Origin of the sequence: Pseudomonas citronellolis, assembly GCF_029335315.1 — a bacterium.
Taxonomy (GTDB): domain Bacteria; phylum Pseudomonadota; class Gammaproteobacteria; order Pseudomonadales; family Pseudomonadaceae; genus Pseudomonas; species Pseudomonas citronellolis_A.
The window spans coordinates 1-3343 of record NZ_JARJLT010000214.1 but is presented as its reverse complement, the minus strand read 5'-3'; the positions used below and the strand labels follow the sequence as shown (position 1 = coordinate 3343).

The following is a 3343-nucleotide window of genomic DNA, read 5'->3' as shown; positions in this document are numbered from 1 at the left end:
GGCGGCTTCCTGCTGGCGCTTGTACCAGTGGCGGTAGGCGTTCACCCCGGCGCGCACCGAGCTGAACACCAGCGGCGGCTTCAGCTCGCCCAACTGCCCGGAGCGCTCCATCATCGCCAGCATCTCGTGCGGCACCCGCGCCAGGGACAGGTGCACGCCCTGGGCCTGGAGGGTCTGGCGGACTTCGCGCAGCACGGTCAGGCCGCTGATGTCCAGGTTCAGCACGCCCTCGGCGTTGAGCAGCACCGCGCGCGGGTTCTTGGCCTCGGCCACCACCTGCAGCAGGCGCTGCTTGAAGTAGTCGGCGTTGAAGAACAGCAGCGGCGCGTCGAAGCGGTAGATCACCAGGCCGGGCAGGGTGTGCGCCTGCGGGTAGCGGCTCAGCTCGACCTGGCCGTCGATGCCGTGGACCCAGCCGAGCACCGCGTCGCTCGGCCGGTAGGTCAGGTACAGCAGGCGTAGCAGGGCGATGACGATGGCCACGAAGATGCCCGGCAGCACGCCGACGCTGAGCACCCCGACGGTGGTCAGCACGCACAGCCCGAACTCGAAGCGCGACAGGCGCCAGAAGCCCTTCAGCGCGGCGAAGTCGATCAGCCCCCAGCCGGCCATCAGCAGCACCGCGCCCAGCGCCGGCATGGGAATCCAGCCCAGCGGCGCGCTGAACAGCACCAGCGCCAGGCCGATCACCAGCGCCGCGACTATGCCGACCATCTGCGTCTGGCCGCCGACCATGTCGTTCACCGCGGTGCGCGAGTCGGCGCCGCTGATGACGAAACCCTGGGACACCCCGGCGCCGATGTTGGCCACGCCCAGGGCGATCATCTCGCGGCTGGCGTCGACGCTGTAGCCGTGCCGCGCGGCGAAGCTGCGCGCGGTGAGCATGGCGCTGCAGAAGCTGACGATGGTGATGCCCAGGGCGTCGCGGAACAGGTTGCCCATCTCCTGCACGCTGGTGCGTGGCCAGCTCAGCTCCGGCAGGCCCTGGGGCACCGCGCCGAGCAGCGCCACGCCGTAGCGGTCCAGGCCCAGCGCCACGCTGGCCAGGGTGGCGAACAGCACCCCGACCAGGGCGCCGGGAATCTTCGGGTAGCGGCGTGGCAGCAGGACCATCAGCAGCAGCGTGGCCAGGCCCAGGGCCAGAGTCGGCAGGTGCGTGCTGCCGAGGTTGCGCAACAACGCCAGCAGGCCGGCGAGGAAGCCGCTGGTCTCGGTGTGGTAGCCGAGCAGCTTGCCCAGCTGGCCGGCGATCAGGCTCAGGCCGATGCCGTTGAGGTAGCCGACCAGGGTCGGCCGCGACAGGAAGCTGGCGACGAAGCCGGCGCGCATCAGGCCGCCGGCGATGGACAGCAGGCCAACCATCACCGCCACGATCATCGACAGCTGCAGCAGGCGCTGCGGATCGCCGGCCGCCAGCGGGGTGATGGCGGCGGCGACCATGGCCGCGGTGGCGGCGTCGGGGCCGACCATCAGCTGCTTGGAGCTGCCGACCAGCGCGTAGATCAGCATCGGCAGGATGCAGGCGTAGAGCCCGACCTGGGCCGGGAAGCCGATGATCTGCGCGTAGGCGATGGCGGTGGGGATCTGGATCGCCGCTACCGAGAGGCCGGCGAGAACATCCGGGCGCAGCCAGACGCCGCGATAGTGCAGCAGGTCGTCCAGGCCGGGCAGCCAGCGGGTGAGGGACATGGGAGTCTTCCGTGAAACGTCGGGGCAGAAGCTTAGCCGCAGTGTAGAGCCGCGGCTTGCCCGGCGTCAGTGCCCGGCGTAGGAAGACGAAGGAATTCGAGAGGACTGTAGGTGCAACTGCCTCGCCGGCTGCGCTGAGGTGCTTTTCGTAGGATGGGTTGAGCTTGCGATACCCATGGGACCACGGAGATGGGTATCGCTGCGCTCAACACCATCCTACGCAGAGCGCCTGGGTGCGGCAGCGTAGGGCGCATAAAGCGGAACGCTTTATCCGCCGATGGCCCCGCGCAGGGGCATCGGCGGATAACGCCGGGGGCGTTATGCGCCCTACGGCAGTCTGTCAGAGCTTGAGTACCAGCTTGCCGAAGTTCTCGCCCTTGAACAGCTTGAGCACGGTCTGCGGGAAGGTCTCCAGGCCCTGGACGATGTCTTCCTTCGACTTCAGCTTGCCTTCGGCCAGCCAGCCGGCCATGTCGCGCAGGCCTTCGGGGAAGCGGTTGGCGTAGTCCATCACCACCATGCCTTCCATGCGCGCGCGGTTGACCAGCAGCGCGAGATAGTTGGCCGGGCCCTTCACCGCCTGCTTGTTGTTGTACTGGCTGATGGCGCCGCAGATCACCACCCGCGCCTTGGGCGCCAGGCGCGCCAGGCAGGCGTCGAGGATGTCGCCGCCGACGTTGTCGAAGAACACGTCGATACCGTTCGGGCAGCAGCGCTTCAGGCCCAGCGCGAGGTCCTCGTTCTTGTAGTCGATGGCGCCGTCGAAGCCCAGTTGCTCCACCAGGTAGCGGCACTTGTCCTCGCCGCCGGCGATGCCGATCACCGTGCAGCCCTTGATCTTCGCCACCTGGCCGACCACGCTGCCCACCGCGCCGGCGGCGGCGGACACCACCACCGTTTCGCCGGCCTTGGGCTGGCCGACGTCGAGCAGGCCGAAGTAGGCGGTCATGCCGGTCATGCCCAGGGCCGAGAGGTACAGCGGCAGCGGCGCGCGGTTCGGGTCGACCTTGTAGAAGCCCTTGGGCTCGCCGAGGAAGTAGTCCTGCACGCCGAGGGCGCCGTTGACGTGGTCGCCGACGGCGAACGCCGGGTTGTTCGAGGCGATCACCTGGCCCACGCCGAGCGCGCGCATCACCTCGCCCACGGCCACCGGGGCGATGTACGACTTGGCGTCGTTGAGCCAGCCGCGCATCGCCGGGTCCAGCGACAGGTACAGGTTGCGCACCAGCACCTGGCCGGGGCCGGGTTCGCCCAGCGGGGTCTCGGCGTAGCGGAAGGTGGATTCGTCGATGGAGCCGGTCGGACGTTGCGCAAGGAGGAACTGGCGATTGAGCGGGGCGGACATGGCGGCGATCTCGAGTGGCAGGGACAGTCCCTAACGGATAGCTGGCCGCAAGTCCCACGGCAAGTTTCGCCCGTCCGCGGGAATGCCGGGTCATCCATTCGGATGATTCATCGTCTGGTTGATCATCACCTGGACGGATGATGCCAGCTACAGCCGCCTGATAGTGCTTCGCCCGCGCGCCGGGGTAGCTAGACTCGGCGCCATTCTCCATCCGTTCGAGGACAGTTCATGAGTCAGCTGCTTTCCGGCCAGGTCGCCCTGGTCACCGGCGCCGCCGCCGGCATCGGTCGCGCCACCGCCCAGGCCTTC

2 protein-coding genes and 1 pseudogene are annotated in these 3343 nt (G+C 68.7%); 1 reads left to right on the top strand and 2 read right to left on the bottom strand.

What is annotated here, in order from left to right:
• A partial coding sequence (locus P3W75_RS16995; RefSeq protein ID WP_276228481.1) for a SulP family inorganic anion transporter occupies window positions 1–1689 on the bottom strand: 1689 nt, incomplete at its 3' end.
• 340 nt (window positions 1690–2029) lie between these two features.
• Window positions 2030–3034 (bottom strand): NADP-dependent oxidoreductase, encoded by a 1005-nt coding sequence (locus P3W75_RS16990; RefSeq protein WP_276228480.1) that lies wholly within the window; start codon window positions 3032–3034, stop codon window positions 2030–2032.
• A 228-nt stretch (window positions 3035–3262) separates the two neighbouring features.
• Here P3W75_RS16990 and P3W75_RS16985 point away from each other — a divergent pair.
• A pseudogene (locus P3W75_RS16985) lies at window positions 3263–3343 on the top strand (short chain dehydrogenase); the annotation flags it as partial.